The following is an 18,546-nucleotide window of genomic DNA, read 5'->3' as shown; positions in this document are numbered from 1 at the left end:
CAACAACGAGGAGCCCGCCATGAGCGAGATCAGCAGCCTGACCCATGCCATTTCCGTCGACCCGTACAGCGGCGAACGGATCGGCCACTATCCCTTCGACACCGACGCCGCACTGGAAGCGGCGCTGCAACGCGCCAAGGCAGGCTTTGCCCAGTGGCGCCGAGTGTCGCTGGGTCAGCGCAGCGAATACCTGCTCGCCCTGGCGACCGCCCTGCTGGCCAACCAGGAAGCCTTCGCGCAGATGATCGCCCGCGAGATCGGCAAGCCGATCACCCAGGCCCGTGGCGAAGTGAGCAAGTGCGTCGGCCTGTGCCAGTGGTACGCCGAGCACGGCCCGGCCATGCTCGCGCCGGAACCGACCCAGATCGACAAGGCCCGCATCGAATACCGCCCGCTGGGCCCGATCCTGGCGGTGATGCCGTGGAACTTCCCGCTCTGGCAAGTCCTGCGTGGCGCGGTCCCGGCATTGCTGGCCGGTAACACCTACGTGCTCAAGCATGCGCCGAACGTGATGGGCAGCGCCTACCTACTGCTGGGGCTGTTCAAGCAGGCCGGGCTGCCCGAGGGCGTGTTCGAGGTGATCAATGTCGCCCCGGAAGGCGTCACCCGTGCCATCCAGGACCCACGCATCGCCGCCGTCACCCTGACGGGCAGCGTACGCGCCGGCATGGCCATCGGTGCCCAGGCCGGCGCTGCGCTGAAGAAGTGCGTGCTCGAACTGGGGGGCAGCGATCCGTTCATCGTCCTGGCCGATGCGGACCTGGATGCGGCGGTCAAGGCCGCTGTCATCGGTCGCTACCAGAACACCGGCCAGGTCTGCGCCGCGGCCAAGCGCCTGATCGTCGAAGCCAGCATCGTCGAGGAGTTCACCCGCCGGTTCGTCGAGGCCACGCGCCAGCTGAAGGTCGGCAACCCGCTGGAGGACGATACCTACATCGGCCCGATGGCCCGCTATGACCTGCGCGACGAGCTGGACGGCCAGGTCCAGGCCACCCTGGCCGAAGGCGCCACCCTGCTGCTCGGCGGTCACAAGCTCGAGGGTACCGGCAACTTCTACGCCCCGACGGTCTTCGCCGACGTGACGCCGGCCATGACGGCCTTCAGGCAGGAGCTGTTCGGCCCGGTGGCAGCGATCATCAGCGCCCGCGATGCCGACCACGCAGTGGAGCTGGCCAACGACAGCGAGTTCGGCCTGGCCTCGACGATCTACACCGCCGACCTGGCCCTGGCCGAGCGCATGACCGAGGCGCTGGACACCGGTGGCGTGTTCATCAACGGCTACTGCGCCTCCGACCCCCGCGTGGCCTTCGGTGGCGTGAAGAAAAGCGGCTTCGGGCGGGAGCTGTCGCACTTCGGCGTGCGCGAGTTCTGCAACGTGCAGACGGTGTGGCTGGATCGCGACTGATCCACTCGGCCGGGCCTTGGCGCATGGAGGCTGCTTTGCAGCCTTACCCTCGCCTACGCTTCAAGGTCTCGCTCGGCAACTCCCGGAACAACTGCCGGTAGCTGTCGGAAAACCGCCCCAGGTGCCAGAACGACCAGCGCATGGCCACCTCGGCCACGGTGATCTGCGCATTTCCCCGCAGCAGGTCGCGCCGTGCGCCGTTGAGCCTGCGCAAACGCAGCCAGTGCGCCGGGGGCATGCCGGTGAACGCCTTGAAGGCCTGCTGCAACTGGCGCAGGGAAACCCCGGCCACCTGCGCCAGCTCGACCAGGTTGAGGGTTTCTTCCGGGCAGTCGGCGGCCCACTCGCTGACCCGGCGCATGATCGCCCGCTCCTCGTCACGCCGGCCCAGGGCCTGCCCTTGCAGGCGCTGGCAGGCGTTGTCGAGGATGAACAGGCAATCTTCCAGCAGTTGCTCGGCCAGGGGCTGCCCTTGCAGCGGGCAGTCGGCACCGGCCAGACGCGTCAGGGTCGCGCTCAGCCAACTGCCGAACAAGGCATTCTGCCCACTGCCCAGCGGCACCATGAACAACCCTTCCAGGCGCGCCAGGTCCAGACCATGGCGGGCCAGAAACGTCTGGTCGAACACCACCGCCACTTCTTGGTAGTTCTCCGGAGTGATCCAGATGTTGCGGCTGTCTTCGTTGAGCAGGTACAGGCTGTTGTCGCTGCGGTCGAAGCAGAACGCCAGGGCACCGCTCGGGGCGTGGAAGAACTGCTCGACCCGGGTGTTCAGGCATTCCTCGTAGACCTCCACGCCATCGAGCCACAGGCAGCGCAGTTGACCATTGAAATGCCCCGGGGACATCTGCCGGTATTGCTGCTGCCAACCGGGGGTCACGCGCACCTGTTCGGTCACGTCGTGGGTATGGAAAGCCTGGACCTGCAAGGCATTGGGCGTTGTCACGCGGCATCCTTCATGCACTCTTTTGGTGCATTCATCGAGAAAAAAGTGGATAGATCCACCCAGGGGGCTGCGGACAAGATAGCCCTCAGCGCTTTTCCTGGGAAGTTTCCTGCGCGAAGTGCCACCAAAACCCAACCAAGAGGTCTGTATGAACGCCCCCTTCGATCAGCTGTCCGCCTGGCTGAAAGAACACCGGATCACCGAAGTCGAATGCGTGATCAGCGACCTGACCGGCATCGCCCGCGGCAAGATCGCGCCCACCGCCAAGTTCCTCCACGAGCGAGGCATGCGCCTGCCCGAGAGCGTGCTGCTGCAGACGGTCACCGGCGACTACGTCGACGACGATATCTACTACGACCTGCTCGACCCGGCCGACATCGACATGGTCTGCCGCCCCGACCCGGCCGCGGTGTACCAGATTCCCTGGGCCCTCGAACCCACCGCCATCGTCATCCACGATACGTTCGACAAGCAGGGCAACCCCATCGAGCTGTCGCCGCGCAACGTCCTCAAGAAAGTCCTCAAGCTGTACGCCGACCAGGGCTGGCAACCGATCGTGGCGCCGGAAATGGAGTTCTACCTGACCCAGCGCTGCGAAGACCCGGACCTGCCCCTGCTGGCCCCGCTGGGCCGCTCGGGCCGCGCCGAAAGCGGCCGCCAGTCGTTCTCCATCGACGCGGCCAACGAGTTCGACCCGCTGTTCGAGGACGTCTACGACTGGTGCGAACTCCAGGGACTGGACCTGGACACGCTGATCCACGAGGACGGCCCGGCACAGATGGAGATCAACTTCCGTCATGGCGACGCCCTCGACCTTGCCGACCAGATCACCGTGTTCAAGCGCACCCTGCGCGAGGCGGCGCTCAAGCACAATGTCACCGCCACCTTCATGGCCAAGCCGATCACCGACGAGCCGGGCAGCGCCATGCACCTGCACCAGAGCGTGGTCGACATCGCCACCGGCAAGCCGGTGTTCGCCAACGATGACGGCAGTATGAGCGAGCTGTTCCTGCACCACATCGGCGGCCTGCAGAAGTACATCCCCAAGGTGCTGCCGATGTTCGCGCCGAACGTCAACTCGTTCCGCCGCTTCCTGCCGGACACCTCGGCGCCGGTGAACGTCGAGTGGGGCGAGGAAAACCGCACCGCCGGCCTGCGCGTCCCCACCTCCAGCCCCGAGGCCATGCGCGTGGAAAACCGCCTGCCCGGCGCCGACGCCAACCCCTACCTGGCGATCGCCGCGAGCCTGCTGTGCGGCTACCTGGGCATGGTCGAGCGCATCGAGCCCAGCGCGCCGGTCCAGGGCCGGGCCTACGAGCGGCGCAACCTGCGCCTGCCGATCACCATCGAGGACGCGCTGCAGCACATGGAGGATTGCCAGACCCTGCAGCGTTACCTGGGCCGCCAGTTCGTCCGTGGCTACGTGGCGGTCAAGCGCGCCGAGCACGAGAACTTCAAGCGCGTGATCAGCTCGTGGGAGCGTGAGTTCCTGCTGCTGAGCGTCTGATCCACAGGGCCAACGGTGCCCACCCGTCATGCGCCCTGCCCAGGGCGCCGTGGGTGCCGGCTGGCCGGCGATGGGCTGCAGCGCAGCCCCTGTTACACCGAACCCAAGAACAAGACCAACGAGGTGTCGACATGCGTCATTTACCATCCCTGATTCCCACCGCACTCACCCTGCTGTTCGGCGCGACCGCCCAGGCCCAGCCGACGGTCAGCGTGTACAACTGGACCGACTACATCGGTGACACCACCCTGGCCGACTTCCAGGCCAGCCGCGGGATCAAGGTGATCTACGACGTGTTCGACTCCAACGAGACCCTGGAGGGCAAGCTGTTGGCCGGGCGCACCGGCTACGACGTGGTGGTGCCTTCCAACCATTTCCTCGCCCGCCAGGCCCAGGCCGGCGCCTTCATGCCGCTGGAACGCAGCAAGCTGCCGAACTGGAAGCACCTGGACCCGACGTTGCTCAAGCAACTGGAACGCAACGACCCGGGCAACACCTATGCCGTGCCCTACCTGTGGGGCACCAATGGCATCGGCTACAACGTCGACAAGGTCAAGGCGGTGCTGGGCATCGAGCGCATCGACTCCTGGGCGGTGCTGTTCGAGCCAGAGAACCTGAAGAAGCTCAAGCAGTGCGGCGTGGCCTTCATGGACTCGCCCGACGAGATGTTCCCGGCCATGCTCCACTACCTGGGCATGGACCCGAACAGCGAGGCACCTGCCGACTATGCCAAGGCCGAGGCCAAGCTGCTGGAGCTGCGCCCGTACGTCACCTACTTCCATTCCTCCAAGTACGTCTCGGACCTGGCCAACGGCGATGTCTGCGTGGCCTTCGGCTACTCCGGCGACGTGTTCCAGGCGGCCAACCGCGCGCTGGAGGCCAACAACGGGGTGAAGGTCGCCTACAGCATTCCCAAGGAAGGCAGCAACCTGTGGTTCGACCTGCTGGCCATTCCCAAGGATGCCAACAACCCCGAACAGGCCCTGGCCTTCATCGACTACCTGCTCGACCCGCAGGTGATCGCCAAGGTCAGCGCTGCCGTTGGCTACGCCAACGCCAACCCGGACGCCAAGGCCTACATGGACGCGTCGCTGGTGGACAACCCCGAGATCTACCCGCCCCAGGAGGTGCTGGACAAGCTGTACGTCTCCAACACCCAGAGCCCGAAGATCATGCGGCTCATGACCCGCTCCTGGAGCAAGATCAAATCCAACCGCTAAGCCGAGCCCGCACCATGTCCCAGACCTACGAACACACGACCTCCTACTACGCCGCCACGGCGCGCGACCTGGCGCCCTACCCCAAGCTCGAAGGCGAGCTGAGCGCCGATGTCTGCGTGGTCGGCGGCGGCCTGACCGGGGTCAACACCGCCCTGGAACTGGCCGAACGCGGCCTCTCGGTGATCCTCCTGGAGGCCCGGCGCATCGGCTGGGGCGCCAGCGGGCGCAACGGCGGCCAACTGATCCGCGGCATCGGCCACGACGTCAGCGGGTTCGCCCGCTACGTCGGCCAGGACGGCGTGCGCTACCTGCAACAGGCCGGGATCGACTCGGTGGCGCTGGTGGCCCGGCGCATCGAGCAGTACGGCATCGCCTGCGACCTGCGCTGGGGTTTCTGCGAGCTGGCCAACACCCCCACGCAGTTCGCCGCCTTCCAGCACGAACTGGACGACCTGGCAGCCCTCGGCTACGCCCACGAGACACGCCTGGTCGGCCCCGAGCGCATCCATGAGGTAGTCGCCAGCGACCAGTACGCCGGTGGCCTGGTGGACATGGGCTCGGGCCACCTGCACCCGCTCGACCTGGTGCAGGGCGAGGCGCGTGCAGCGCACGGGCTCGGCGCCCGCCTGTTCGAGCGCAGCCCGGTGCTGCGCATCGAGCACGGCAGCACCGTGACCCTGCACTGCGCCCACGGCAAGGTCCGGGCGCAGAGCCTGGTGCTGGGTTGCAACGCCCACCTGGACGAGCTGGAGCCGCGCCTGAGCGGCAAGGTGCTGCCAGCCGGCAGCTACGTGGTGGCCACCGAGCCGCTGCCCGAGCGCATCGCGCGCACGCTGATCCCCCAGAACATGGCCCTGTGCGACCAGAAAGTGGGCCTGGACTACTATCGCCTGACCGCCGACCGGCGCCTGTTGTTCGGCGGTGCCTGTCACTATTCCGGGCGCGACCCGAAGGACATCGGCGCCTACATGCGGCCGAAGGTGCTCAAGGTGTTCCCGCAACTGGCCGACGTGCGCATCGACTACCAGTGGGGCGGCATGATAGGCATCACCGCCAACCGGTTCCCCCAGGTCGGCCGGCTGAGCCAGCACCCCAACGTCTATTACGCCCAAGGCTATTCCGGCCATGGCCTGAACGTCACCCACTGGACCGCGAAGTTGCTGGCCGAGGCCATCGCCGTCGGCCACAGCCAGGGCCTGGATGTATTCAGCGCCGTGCCACACCTGACCTTCCCCGGCGGCAAGGCGCTGCGCTCGCCGCTGTTGGCGCTGGGGATGCTGTGGTATCGGTTGCGCGAGGTGCTCGGCTAGCGGCCTGTACGGTCAATTCGTTTACCGCAGTTCGGGGCCCTGGGGAGCGTCAGCAGCCTGACGAACCCTGGGCCCCGCCGGCGTCTCGCGACGAGGTCGAGCAACCTCAGAGAATGGCGTGCAGCCCCTTGTCGGCGATGACATTGAGCAACTTCAAGGCAGGCCCCGCAGGACGCGTTTCACCCTGCTCCCATTTGCGAATGGTCGAAGTCGAGGTGTGCAGGTGCAGTGCGAACACCGGCTGACTGAAATTGAGCGTCTCGCGCAACCGCCTGATATCGAGCGCACTGAAGTCGCGAACCGGCGCCGGGCAGATCGCTTCGAATTCACGCATCGTGACCTTGCCAACGGCTCCGGTCTCGTGGAGAGCGGACAGGTCGTCGCGCCAGGATTCAATCAGTTTGCTGGTCACAACAGACCTCCATCACACTGCTGGCCAGGGCATCCGCAAAGCTTTCGCTCACCACGGATCCGACATATGCCCGTAACGGGCATATTTTCCAGAAATGATCAAAAAGCCAAAGTCTGGTATTTCAGAGAACCATGTAGGAAATCAGCCCATCACCCGCCCCGCAGGACGCACTCGACAGCCGGTCACGACCGCCCCACAGGGTCACGCAACAACGAGTACCCCCGCTCCAGCAGCGTCTGGCCGATGAAGCGCGAGCCGACCTCGTTGAGGTGGGCGTTGTCCAGGTACAGCAGCTTGCCGTCGATCAACGGGCTGCAACGCTGGCCCGGGCAGATCACCTGGTTGGGGTCGATGAAGCGCACCTGGGGGTACTTGGCGCGGATCTGCGCCCAGTAGTGGGGCCGGCTGCTTTCGTCGGTCTCGCACTGGCGCTGCAGGTCGAACATTAGCCGACGGATCGGGCAGGTGGCGGCCTTGTCGATGGGCTGGTTGTTGAGGATCACGATGACCTGGCCGCTGTGCTCCACGGCATGGCGGATGCTGTCCTCGATGATGCCCTTGGCCGCTTCGTCGCGCGGCCAGCTGCCCGCCAGCACCACATAGCGGTAGCGGTTGCGCTCGATCAGGTCGAACACCCGCGCATTGCGCAAGTCGCAATGGGCCGCGTACACAGGCGACATGCCGCCGGTGTAGCCGAGCACCGGCAGGCAGTTGTCGATGGTGTAGTCCATCAGGCTGATGTTGTCTGGCCGCGCCAGGATGTCCACCATGCCCGAGAAATGGTTGGCGAAGGAGTCACCCACCAGGATGCCGTCGATGGCCGGCTTCTCGGCACCCAGGCGGCAGTCGTCCTTGGGCCCGGTGGTGTACAGGGCATTGACCACATGGCAGCCCCGGCGGATCTCGGCAGGCTTGCTCAAGGTCATGGCCTCCAGGCTCTCGACCTTGGCACTGAAGCGCTGCGGGAACCCTTCGAACTGCTGGGTCACCCCTGCCACCAGCACCAAGCCCAGCGCCGGCACCGCGAAGCGCCGGAAGAACACCTGGGCAAAGCGCAGCTGCACCCCGCTGCGGCGCATCGGCACCTCGACATAGCGCCAGGACAGCCAGGACAGCGGCACCGCGACCACCACCACGGCGCCGCCCACGCCCAGGGTAATGGGGACGCCCAAGTAGTTGAGGTAGGCGATCAACGGCCAATGCCACAGGTACAGGGAGTAGGAGATCAGCCCGATGAACACCATCGGCCGGCTACTCAACAACGGCGACCGTGCCCCACCCGCCCCGGCGTAGATCAGCAAGGCCGCACCCAGGCAGGGCCAGAGTGCGTTGAGTCCAGGGAACGGCGCACCTTCGCCGAGCCATGCCAGCGATACGCCGATCAGCAGGTAGCCAAGCACCGTGCACACCCCGGCACGCACACGACCGATGGCCCGTGGCTGCTGCAGGTACAGGCCCAGCCAACCCCCGAGCATCAGCTCGAAGAAGCGCGTGGGCAGCAGGTAGTAGGACGCCGTGGCGAACATCCCGGTGGCGTAGTGGGAGAACGCCACGGCCAGCGCCACCCCCACGCCCAGCACCAGCAGCAGGTGGCGGGGAGCCAGCCGGTACACCAGCACCACCAGCAGCGGCCAGACCACGTAGAACTGCTCCTCGATGCCCAGCGACCAGGTGTGCAGCAAAGGCGCTTCGCTGGCGTCGGCGGCGAAGTAGTTGCCGTACGTGATCCAGATATAGAAGTTCGACACCCCCAGCAGGGAAAACAACGCCGTGGCGTTGAGCCGCATCAGGTCGACCGGCGACAGTAGGAAGGCGCCGACCACCACGCTGGCCAGCAGCACGGTGGCCAGCGCCGGCACGATACGGTTGATCCGCCTTTGGTAGAACCGCCTGAGGGAAAAGCGGCCTTCGCGCACTTCGGCGAAGACCTGGGAGGTGATGAGGAAACCGGAGATCACGAAGAAGATGTCGACACCGATGAAGCCGCCCGGCAGCCACGCGGTATTGAGGTGATGCACGAAGACGGCGATCACCGCCACCGCGCGCAAGCCGTCGATATCGGTGCGGTACTTTTCACGAGTCATGCGCCAAGCCTTCCCTAGGTTTTGGAGACGGATGCCCAGAGGCAATGTGCCATCTCACAGTTGTAGGCTGGATTTGCGCGCTCGCCAAGGCGAAAAGTCAAAAACCCGACAACCGTACACCTAGTCAGGGTAACCTTTGAAAAACCCTGGCGCGAATCGTCATTTTTCTGGCTCCATCAACACTCGACGAAGGCCACGGCCAGGCCGCCACGCGAGGTTTCCTTGTACTTGTCGTGCATGTCGGCGCCGGTATCGCGCATCGTGCGGATCACCTGGTCGAGGGAGATGAAGTGCTCGCCGTCGCCGCGCAGGGCCATCTGCACCGCATTGATCGCCTTGACCGCGGCGATGGCGTTGCGCTCGATGCACGGCACCTGGACCAGGCCGCCGACCGGGTCGCAGGTCAGCCCCAGGTTGTGTTCCAGGGCGATCTCGGCGGCGTTCTCCAACTGCGCCGGGGTCGCCCCGAGCACCTCGGCCAGGCCCGCGGCGGCCATGGCGCAGGCCGAACCGACCTCGCCCTGGCAACCGACTTCGGCGCCGGAGATCGAGGCGTTCTTCTTGCACAGGATGCCCATCGCCGCCGCGGCCAGCAGGAACGCCACCACATCGTCGTCGCTGGCGCCGGGGTTGAACTTCATGTAGTAGTGCAACACGGCCGGGATGATGCCGGCCGCGCCATTGGTGGGCGCGGTGACCATGCGCCCGCCGGCGGCGTTCTCTTCGTTGACGGCCAACGCGAACAGGTTGACCCATTCCATGGCGCTCAGGGTCGAGCCGATCACGTTGGGCTTGCCCGCCTCCTGCAGGCTGCGGTGCAAGCGTGCAGCGCGGCGCCTGACCTTGAGCCCCCCAGGCAGGATGCCCTCGTTGCGCAGGCCGTTGGCGACGCACTCGCCCATCGCCGCCCAGATCTTCAGCAAGCCCTCGCGCACCTCGGCCTGCGGTCGCCAGGCGCATTCGTTGGCCAGCATCAGTTGGCTGACGCTGAGCCGGTGCGCCCTGCACAACGCCAGAAGCTCTGCGGCGCTGGAAAATTCATAGGGCAGGCGCACCGGGTCGGCATTGGCCTCGGGGGCATCGATCTCGCCTTGCTCGACGATGAAGCCACCGCCGATGGAATAGTAGGTCTGGCTGAAGCGCTGCCCGTGCTCGCCAAAGGCGTGCAAGCGCATGGCGTTGGGGTGGTACGGCAGGTTCTCGTCGAGCAGCAGCAGGTCACGGGCATACTGGAAGGCCACCGGGTGACTGCCGTCGAGCATCAGCCGCTGCGTATCCAGCAACTGCTCGATGCGTGGCTCGATGCTCTGCGGCTCGATACGGTCCGGCCACTGGCCCATCAGGCCAAGCAGGCAGGCACGGTCGGTGGCATGGCCAACGCCGGTGGCCGACAGCGAGCCGTACAGGCGCACCTCGACACGCCTCACCTGCGCCAGCAGCCCGCGCTCGCGCAGGGCTTGGGCGAAAGTGGCCGCGGCACGCATCGGGCCGACGGTATGGGAGCTGGAGGGGCCGATGCCAATCTTGAAAAGGTCGAAAACACTGATAGCCATGCTAATGCCTGACCGTGACGGGCGACTGCGCCGTGACACGGCTCTCTGGAAAAATTGAACGGTATTGCGAATTTGCGCGATACTGCCGCGCACACCCGCCAATGACCAACGAAAGTTCCTAAGCAAGGCTTTAGCCTAACTAAACGATGCGACGACAACTCAATGGCCAGCTGTTCGTCTGGCTGCATGTATTCTCCTGCGCGGCGCGGCACCTGTCGTTCACCCGCTGCGCCGAGGAACTGCACATCACCCCCGGTGCCGTCAGCCAGCAGATGCGCCAATTGGAGGAGCGCCTGGGCTACCGCCTGTTCCTGCGCCGGGCCCGTGGCGTGGAGCTGAGCGCCGAGGGCCAGCGCCTGGCGCAGACGGTGACCGAAGCCTATGGCAGCATCGAAGCCGAACTGCTGCGCCTGGATGCCGGCGAGATCCGCGGCACCCTGCGCCTGCGATCGATCCCCTCGTTCCTGGCCAAGTGGCTGACACCCCGCCTGCCGCGCTTCCAGCAGCGCTACCCGGACATCGAGCTGCGCCTGGTGGCCGAGGACAGCAACCAGGCCTTGCACCCGGACGATTTCGACCTGGCCATCGACCTCAACGATGGCAGCTACCCGGGCATGCGCTCGACCCCGCTGCTGGAGGAGCAGATCTTCCCGGTGTGCTCGCCGGCCCTGCTGCGCGGGCGCCCGCCCCTGCATGGCCCTGCGGACCTGGTGCACTACCCATTGCTGCACGACATCACCGCCTGGCGTGGCAGCTCGGAATACGCCGAATGGGAGTTCTACCTGCAGAGCATCGGCGCAGGTGGGCTGGATGTGCGCCGCGGGCACACCTTCAACCGCAACCACCTGACCATCGAGGCAGCCATTGCCGGGGTCGGTGTGGCCATCGCCCGGCGCACCCTGCTCAACGACGAGCTCGAGCGCGGGGCGCTGATCGTGCCGTTCGGCATGCCGATCGCCAATCACAAGCGCTACATGCTGCACTACCCGCCGGGGGGCCTGGGCCAACCGGGGGCACGGGCGGTGCATGACTGGCTGGTGGAAGAGGCACAAGGGTTCCGGGCGTTGCATCCCCTGGCGTTGGCGTGACGCGGTGCTGTCCCCTTTTGGGGCGCGAAGCGGCCCTAATGACCTCGGGATGGCACCTGGCCCCAGGATGACTACTGCACCGCGATCACCTTGTCCGGCTTGGGCGTCACGATCCGCCCCAGGTCGATACGCCGGAAATCCGGCTTCGCCCCCAGCCGCGCATTGAATCGCACGTTGAAGGTGAAGGGGTCCTCGGTCGCCACATCCAGCGCCCGCCCGTACATCGCCGTCACCCCTGCCCGGTCATACCCCATCAGGCCCAGCAGGGTCGGGAAGATGTTGTAGTGGCTGGAAGCGTTGTGGTTGTCGCCCAGGTGCGCGCGCCAGTCGAGCGACTTCACCCCCTGGCCCTGGATCACCACCAATGGCACCAACCCCTCCTCCGCCACCGGGTCGCTGCCGCAATGGGTGTTCAACCCCGGATCGCCCCGCTCATGCAGGTCCTGCCCATGGTCGGAGGTATAGATCACCACCGCCTGGCTCAGGTCGCCCTCGGCGAACAGGCGCCGAAAGAACTCGCCCACGCTCCACAGCAGGCTGTTACGGTACGAGTTGCGATACAGCACCCAGTCCTGCGGCCGGCCATCGAAACCTTCGCGGGTGCCGGTGTCGGCAACGTCGGCGAAGCGCCCACGCGGCAGCGCCGGCTGGTACTGCATGAATGCGTCGGGGTACTTGTCGTGCACCGGGAAGTGGGCGCCGACCTTGTTGATCACGATCAACTGCGCCTGGTCGTCCCGCAGCAGCTGCACCAGTGTCTGCAACGCGGCCATATCGCGCTGCATCACCGGCGTGTCGTCGAACTGCACGAAGCGGTCGATGTCGCGCTTCTCGGTTTCGGTCATCAGGTTCTGCAGCTTGCCGCCGGTACGTTGCCCATCGATGTAGACCGTGCCCAGCCCCGCCTGCTTGGCGTACTGCCAGATCGATGGGCCGGTCGAGTTGATCCGCAGGTAATCGGCGCGGGTCCCGCCATAGCGCAAGGTAACGTTGGTGTCGGCACTGCAGTTGGCCACCGCCGCCGCATAGCCGTAGTTGAAGATCTCCACCCCGGGCTGCGCCTGGGCCAGGTGACTGGTGACCCCCGCCGGGGTGTTCAGGTCCAGGTAGTTGCCGGCGACGCTTTCGTCGATCACCAGCACGATGTCCCGTGCCAGGGGCGACCCCGAACGGGCCAGGGTCACCGGCTGGCGCGGCCCGACGCTGTCGTGCAGCGACTCGTAGGTGAACAGGCTCAGGTAGGCCAGCGGCGTGTACATCACCGGCAGGCCACGGGCACCTTCGCCGGCACGCACGAACAGGATGCCGATCAGCAGCAGCAAGGCCAGCAACGGTGCCGCGACCGGCACCAGCCGTGGCAAACGAGGCACGGCGCCCGGCCGCAGGCCGATGCCGAACAGCAGCAAAAGCCCCTTGGCCAGGGCCACGCTGATCGCCTGCTGGTACTGCTGCAGCGCCTCGTGGATGAAGCCGCCGGAATAGACCATGGAGACGAACGCGCTGTAGGTCAGGTACGAATCGGTGATGCGGGTGTAGGCATCGAAGAACACCGCACTGGCCGTCAACGCCACGGCCAGTGGCCAGCGTACCCAGGCAGGACGTATCCAGGCCGTCAACAGCAAGGCCACGGTCGTGATCGCGAACAGCCCCAGGTACATCAGCAATGCAGGGCCGATGCCCAGTGCTTCCATCCGCTCCTGGTAATACGTGTGGAAGCTCGCCAGGTAGGCGACCAGCAACAATCCCTTGATCCCTGCGCGCATGATTCGGCCACTCCGGTCATGGTTTTCCCTTCAAACCGTAGCAGCCCTGTAACAAATCACAAGCCGAGAAAGTCAATTTTCCGGCGTTAACGTCACGCTGTATTTTGGCGGTACAAGTGACTCATCCTTGAGACTCTCTATCACGTACAGCCCACGTTTTTCGCGGCCTTTGACCGTTCATCGGTTTGCTAACCGGCCAATTGCCAGTAGCTTTCCACGCTAACTCACGGATTGGAAAAGGGTTGATGGCAGATGGCCCTCTCGCTCAGCGCTTGTAAATTCAACGAAACATGCCATTGCTTTGACGCAAAACCGGACGGCTGAGCTATACCGAATTCACCACCTTGTTTCATCCCTATTACTCATCCATACGAGGCACTGCGCATGGACGTGAGCGTTTTTGGTACTGGTTATGTCGGTCTGGTACAGGCGGCGGCCCTGGCAGATGTAGGCCACCGGGTCCTGTGCGTGGATGTCGACGCCCACAAGATCAACCAATTGCGCCAGGGCGTGCCGCCGATCAGCGAGCCAGGCCTGTCGGAGCTGCTGGAAGACAACATCAAGGACGGTCGCCTGTTGTTCAGCACCCAGGCCAGCGATGCCGTCAGCCACGCCGAGCTGATCTTCATCGCCGTCGGCACCCCGCCCGACGAGGATGGCTCGGCCGACCTCTCCCATGTGCTCGATGTCACCCGCCAGATCGTCGCGCTGATGGAGCAGGACCGCACCCTGATCGTCAAATCCACCGTGCCGGTGGGGACCGCCGACCAGGTCCTGGCCCTGGCCCGCGAGGAACTGCAGCGCCTGGGCAAGGGCCAGTTGCAGGTGCGCGTGGTGTCCAACCCCGAGTTTCTCAAGGAAGGCAGTGCCCTGGCCGATTGCATGCGCCCGGACCGCATCATCGTCGGCACCCGCGACGAGATCGCCCACGACCAACTGGCCGAGCTCTACGCCCCGTTCTGCCGCAACCACGAAAAACTGATGTTCATGGACAACCGCAGCGCCGAGCTGACCAAGTACGCTGCCAACGCCATGCTCGCCACGCGCATCAGCTTCATGAACGAGCTAGCCAACCTCAGCGAGCAGCTGGGCGCCGACATCGAGGCGGTGCGCCGGGGCATCGGCTCCGACCCGCGCATCGGCTATCACTTCATCTACCCCGGTTGCGGCTTCGGTGGCTCGTGCTTCCCCAAGGACCTCAAGGCCCTGCTGCACACCGCCGAGCGCAGCGGTATGCCGCTGCGCCTGCTGCAGAGCGTCACCGAGGTCAATGACCGGCAACGCCAGATCCTCTTCGCCAAGCTCAAGCAGCGCCTGGGCACGCCGCTGGCCGGCAAGTCCATCGCGCTCTGGGGCCTGGCCTTCAAACCCAACACCGACGACATGCGCGAGGCGCCCAGCCGCTACCTGATGGAAGCGCTGTGGGCCGAAGGCGCCACCGTGCGCGCCTACGACCCAGAGGCCATGGACGAATGCCGGCGCCTCTACGGCTACCGTGACGACCTGCAGTTGTGCGCCACCCGCGACGACACCCTGCAGGACGCTGATGCCCTGGTGATCTGCACCGAATGGAAGAACTTTCGCGTGGTCGACTTCGCCCTGCTGGCCAGCAAGCTGCGCGAACGGGTGATCGTCGACGGACGCAACCTGTACAACCCCGAGCAGGTGGCGGCCCATGGCCTGCTCTACAGCGGCATCGGCCTGCGCCAGGTCGCCCCACAAGTGGGTGCGCCATGAAAGTGCTGGTCACCGGCGCGGCCGGTTTCATCGGTGCCCACACCTGCCTGCGCCTGCTGCGCGACGGCCACCAGGTGGTGGGGCTGGACAATTTCAACGACTACTACGATCCGGCCATCAAGCATGCGCGGGTGCTCTGGGTCCGCCAGCAAGGCGGCGACTTCAACCTGCGCCACCTCGACCTGAGCGACCGCGACGGCATGGCCCGGCTGTTCGCCATGGAGCGCCCGGAGGTGGTGGTGCACCTGGCCGCCCAGGCCGGCGTGCGCCATTCGTTGCAAAACCCCCAGGCCTACATCGACAGCAACCTGGTCGGATTCCTCAACATCCTCGAGGGTTGCCGCCGCCACCCAGTGCAGCACCTGCTGTACGCCTCGTCCAGCTCGGTGTACGGGGCCAACCGGCAGACCCCGTACCGCGTGCAGGACACCGTCGACCATCCGCTGTCACTGTACGCCGCCACCAAGAAGGCCAACGAGGCCATGGCCCACAGCTACAGCCACCTGTTCGGCATCCCTTGCAGCGGCCTGCGCTTCTTCACCGTGTACGGCCCCTGGGGCCGCCCGGACATGTCGCCGATGCAGTTCGCCAAGGCGATCAGCGAAGGCCGGCCGATTCAGCTGTTCAACCATGGCCGCCACCAGCGCGACTTCACCTATATCGACGACATCGTCGAAAGCCTGGTGCGGCTGATGCCACGGGCGCCGGCAGGCGACCCGGACTGGAACCCCCATGCCCCCGACCCGGCCAGCAGCCAGGCGCCCTGGCGCCTCTACAACATTGGCGGGCAGCGCCCGGTGGAACTGCTCGACTACCTGGCGCTGCTGGAGAAGCACCTGCAACGCAATGCAGTGATCGAGCTGCTGCCGTTGCAGCCGGGCGACGTGCTGGCCACCTGCGCCGATGCCAGCGCCCTGGCCCGGGTCACCGGCTTCACTCCACAGGTTTCCCTCGATGAAGGGCTCAGGCGATTCATCGCCTGGTTTCAAGAGTACTGCGCGCCCAACGCCACGACGACCACCCCGGCAGGCGAGCAGGCGGATCAACGGAGGGCGGTATGACGGGACAACCCAGAAGCGCGCAATTGCAGGCGCTGCACCAGGACAAACGCATGGACCCACTGCACCGGCAGCGCATCGACGCGGCCATCCACATGCAGGGCCGCGGCTGGCTTACCGGCCGCGTCGGTGGGCGACCGTGGACCCTGTCGCGGACCAACCGCGTGCTGTCGTGCCTCGCCGCACTGGCCTTGCTGCTGGTGCTATCACCCCTGTTCATCGTGCTCGCCGTGCTGATCAAGCGTTCGAGCCCGGGCCCGGTGTTCTTCGTGCAAAAGCGCACTGGCTACCGCGGGCGGGTGTTCGGCATGTTCAAGTTCCGCACCATGGTCGCCGACGCCGAGGCACTGAAGGAGTCGCTGCGCCACCTGAACAAGCACGGCGCCGATGCCATCGACTTCAAGATCGACAAGGACCCGCGCATCACCTCGGTCGGCGGCTGGCTGCGGCGCAGCAGCCTGGACGAGCTGCCCAACCTGATCAACGTGGTCACCGGCGACATGCGTCTGGTCGGCCCGCGCCCCACCTCGTTCAACGCCTACCGCTACAAGGACAACCACCTCGCGCGGCTGTCCATCTACCCCGGCATGACCGGCCTCTGGCAGATCTCCGGGCGCAGCAACATCGACTTCGACCAACGCGTAGAGCTAGACCTGAGCTACATCAACGAACAGAGCCTGATGCTGGACCTGAAGATCCTCTTCAAGACTCCGTTCAAAGTCTTCACTGGCCACGGAGCAAGTTGAGATGGACGGTTCCACTTCGAGAAGCCTGAGTATCGCCACCCCGAGCGAGACCAACCTGACCGCCACTGTCCTTGACCTCGACCAGCGCACCCTGTTGCTGACCGCGGCCAACACCGGCAGCGGCACCAGTACCAGCACCCTGGCCTTCGCCAGCCAACTGGCCCTGATGAGCGCGGGCAGCGTGCTGCTGATCGACAGCAGCAACAGTGCCAACAGCCTCAGCCAGCAACTGGGCCTGGGCAAGCTGCGCGGGTTCACCGACCTGCTGTTCGACCAGGACACCCCGCCACTGGCCGAGGACTGCATCGTGCGCTTGTCCGACCAGGCATTCGACATGCTCCCCGGCGGCACCTGGATACGTGGCCGCGACCGCCTCGACCCCGAACGCCTGCGCGTGCTGCTGCGCCAGCTCGCGGCCCAGTACCGCTTCGTGGTGATCGACGGCGAAGCCGTCTATGCCAGCGCCGACAGCCTGGTGATCGGCCCCCTGGTCGATGGCGTGATCCTCGTGGTGTGCGGCGAGCAAACGCGCTGGGAAGTCGCCCAGGCCGCCGCCCAGCGCCTGAGCCAGGCCGGCGCGCGGCTGATCGGCAGCGTGTTCAACAAGCGCAAGTACTACATGCCCAAGTGGCTGTACGACAACCTCTGAGGCCAGCACAGGATACCCACCATGAAATACCCATCGATTGCCCTGTGCGTGCTGGCATTGACCGGCTGCGCCAGCCAGGAAGCCCGGCAGATGCCGGTACAGATCCTCACCGCGCCGCCCGCCGAGGCGCAGAACACCGAGATCGCCCGCCAGGAACAGGTGCTGCGCCCGCAGGACGTGCTGGAAGTGATCTTCCACCTCGGCAGTAGCAGCAGCTCGGGGGCCTACCGCATCCAGACCGGCGATACCGTCGACCTGAATTTCCTCGCCGCCGGCAACCTCAATGGCAGCCAACTGGTGCAGCCCGACGGCAGCATCACCCTGCCCAGCACCAACACCAGCGTGAACATCGCCGGCATGAGCACCGCCGAAGCCGAGAACGCCATCCAGCAGGCCTATCGCAACAAGCGCGTGTTCCAGCGCAACCGCGACCAGGTCACGGTGCGCGTGCTCAGCCCCATGAGCACCATGAAGGATGCCCTGACCCACCCCGGCACCGGCATGAGCCGCGACATCACCGTGGGCATGGACGGGCGCGCGACCTTCCCCGAGATCGGCTCGATCCCGCTGCAGGGCATGACCGTCAACCAGCTGCGCGACTACCTCAACGAGCGCTACGCCAGCCTGCCGGGGCGCATGACCGTCGATGTGCTGCTCAAGTCCACCGCCGTCAACGAGATCTACGTGCTCGGCGAGGTCGGCCAGCCCGGCGCCTTCCCGATCCGCCGCCCGGTTTCGGTGCTCGAGGCGCTGACCCTGGCACGCGGCCCGACCATCAAGGCCAGGCTCGGCTCGGTGGTGATCATGCGGCGCAACGGCAACACCGTGCAGGCCTACAACTACGACGTCGACGAAGCGCTGTCGGGGAAAAGCCAGGCGATCGCCTACCTGCAGCCCGAGGACATGCTCTACGTGCCCAAGACCAAGCTGGCCAGCGCTGGCGAACTGTCCCGGCAACTGGCCGACGTGATCCTGTTCCAGGGCATGGGCGTGAACTTCAGCTATCGCCTGGACAGCAAGGACGACAACAACGACCGGCGCGAAATCGACGCCGAATGACCGGGAGAA

15 protein-coding genes are annotated in these 18,546 nt (G+C 65.7%); 10 read left to right on the top strand and 5 right to left on the bottom strand.

Annotation, left to right across the window (positions count from 1 at the left end):
• Window positions 1-19 precede the first annotated feature (19 nt).
• Window positions 20-1,405 carry an aldehyde dehydrogenase family protein gene (locus ABFA30_RS22760; RefSeq protein WP_410045989.1) on the top strand — a complete coding sequence of 462 codons (1,386 nt, stop codon included), beginning with the start codon at window positions 20-22 and terminating at the stop codon, window positions 1,403-1,405.
• Between the two features lie 43 nt (window positions 1,406-1,448).
• Here ABFA30_RS22760 and ABFA30_RS22755 read toward each other — a convergent pair whose 3' ends face one another.
• Entirely contained in the window at window positions 1,449-2,351 is a 903-nt protein-coding gene (locus ABFA30_RS22755) for a helix-turn-helix domain-containing protein (RefSeq protein WP_410045988.1), read from the bottom strand.
• A gap of 148 nt (window positions 2,352-2,499) precedes the next feature.
• Here ABFA30_RS22755 and ABFA30_RS22750 point away from each other — a divergent pair, with 148 nt between their 5' ends.
• From ABFA30_RS22750 to ABFA30_RS22740, 3 genes are all read left to right on the top strand, one after another.
• Window positions 2,500-3,858 (top strand): glutamine synthetase family protein, encoded by a 1,359-nt coding sequence (locus ABFA30_RS22750; protein WP_225787934.1) that lies wholly within the window; start codon window positions 2,500-2,502, stop codon window positions 3,856-3,858.
• 131 nt (window positions 3,859-3,989) lie between these two features.
• Complete coding sequence (locus tag ABFA30_RS22745; RefSeq protein WP_368815952.1) at window positions 3,990-5,078, top strand: polyamine ABC transporter substrate-binding protein; 1,089 nt, start codon at window positions 3,990-3,992, stop codon at window positions 5,076-5,078.
• Between the two features lie 14 nt (window positions 5,079-5,092).
• Window positions 5,093-6,388: an NAD(P)/FAD-dependent oxidoreductase gene (locus tag ABFA30_RS22740; protein ID WP_253090835.1), complete on the top strand. Its 1,296-nt coding sequence runs from the start codon at window positions 5,093-5,095 to the stop codon at window positions 6,386-6,388.
• A gap of 106 nt (window positions 6,389-6,494) precedes the next feature.
• Here ABFA30_RS22740 and ABFA30_RS22735 read toward each other — a convergent pair whose 3' ends face one another.
• From ABFA30_RS22735 to ABFA30_RS22725, 3 genes are all read right to left on the bottom strand, one after another.
• On the bottom strand, window positions 6,495-6,800 hold the full coding sequence (locus ABFA30_RS22735) for a helix-turn-helix domain-containing protein (protein WP_410045987.1): 306 nt from the start codon (window positions 6,798-6,800) through the stop codon (window positions 6,495-6,497).
• 182 nt (window positions 6,801-6,982) lie between these two features.
• Window positions 6,983-8,884, bottom strand: a complete 1,902-nt coding sequence (locus ABFA30_RS22730; protein ID WP_410045986.1) for an acyltransferase family protein — start codon at window positions 8,882-8,884, stop codon at window positions 6,983-6,985.
• A 176-nt stretch (window positions 8,885-9,060) separates the two neighbouring features.
• Window positions 9,061-10,437: an L-serine ammonia-lyase gene (locus tag ABFA30_RS22725; protein WP_410045985.1), complete on the bottom strand. Its 1,377-nt coding sequence runs from the start codon at window positions 10,435-10,437 to the stop codon at window positions 9,061-9,063.
• Window positions 10,438-10,583: 146 nt separating this feature from the next.
• On the opposite strand from ABFA30_RS22725, the gene ABFA30_RS22720 reads away from it, so the two are divergent.
• Window positions 10,584-11,525 carry a LysR substrate-binding domain-containing protein gene (locus tag ABFA30_RS22720; protein WP_225787940.1) on the top strand — a complete coding sequence of 314 codons (942 nt, stop codon included), beginning with the start codon at window positions 10,584-10,586 and terminating at the stop codon, window positions 11,523-11,525.
• Between the two features lie 71 nt (window positions 11,526-11,596).
• Here the strand turns inward: ABFA30_RS22720 and ABFA30_RS22715 are convergent, their stop codons facing one another.
• Window positions 11,597-13,288 (bottom strand): sulfatase-like hydrolase/transferase, encoded by a 1,692-nt coding sequence (locus tag ABFA30_RS22715; protein WP_253081389.1) that lies wholly within the window; start codon window positions 13,286-13,288, stop codon window positions 11,597-11,599.
• 384 nt (window positions 13,289-13,672) lie between these two features.
• Between ABFA30_RS22715 and ABFA30_RS22710 the strand changes: the two genes are divergently transcribed.
• From ABFA30_RS22710 to ABFA30_RS22690, 5 genes are read left to right on the top strand one after another with little or no spacing between them, the layout of a single operon-like run.
• A complete protein-coding gene (locus ABFA30_RS22710) occupies window positions 13,673-15,025 on the top strand; it encodes a UDP-glucose dehydrogenase family protein (RefSeq protein ID WP_225787942.1) in 1,353 nt (450 codons plus the stop codon).
• Window positions 15,022-16,086 carry an NAD-dependent epimerase gene (locus ABFA30_RS22705; RefSeq protein WP_225787943.1) on the top strand — a complete coding sequence of 355 codons (1,065 nt, stop codon included), beginning with the start codon at window positions 15,022-15,024 and terminating at the stop codon, window positions 16,084-16,086. The genes ABFA30_RS22710 and ABFA30_RS22705 overlap by 4 nt, the downstream gene beginning before the upstream one ends.
• The gene (locus tag ABFA30_RS22700; RefSeq protein WP_225787944.1) at window positions 16,083-16,829 is read left to right on the top strand and encodes a sugar transferase; all 747 of its coding nucleotides are present in this window, start codon (window positions 16,083-16,085) and stop codon (window positions 16,827-16,829) included. The genes ABFA30_RS22705 and ABFA30_RS22700 overlap by 4 nt, the downstream gene beginning before the upstream one ends.
• A 1-nt stretch (window position 16,830) precedes the next feature.
• Window positions 16,831-17,478 carry a CpsD/CapB family tyrosine-protein kinase gene (locus ABFA30_RS22695; protein WP_253081388.1) on the top strand — a complete coding sequence of 216 codons (648 nt, stop codon included), beginning with the start codon at window positions 16,831-16,833 and terminating at the stop codon, window positions 17,476-17,478.
• A 21-nt stretch (window positions 17,479-17,499) separates the two neighbouring features.
• The gene (locus ABFA30_RS22690; RefSeq protein WP_253090836.1) at window positions 17,500-18,537 is read left to right on the top strand and encodes a polysaccharide biosynthesis/export family protein; all 1,038 of its coding nucleotides are present in this window, start codon (window positions 17,500-17,502) and stop codon (window positions 18,535-18,537) included.
• Window positions 18,538-18,546: the final 9 nt, after the last annotated feature.

Origin of the sequence: Pseudomonas sp. HLMP (assembly GCF_046365545.1) — a bacterium.
Taxonomy (GTDB): domain Bacteria; phylum Pseudomonadota; class Gammaproteobacteria; order Pseudomonadales; family Pseudomonadaceae; genus Aquipseudomonas; species Aquipseudomonas guariconensis_B.
Note: the sequence above shows the minus strand (reverse complement) of the source record. Positions and strands in the feature narration are given on the sequence as shown.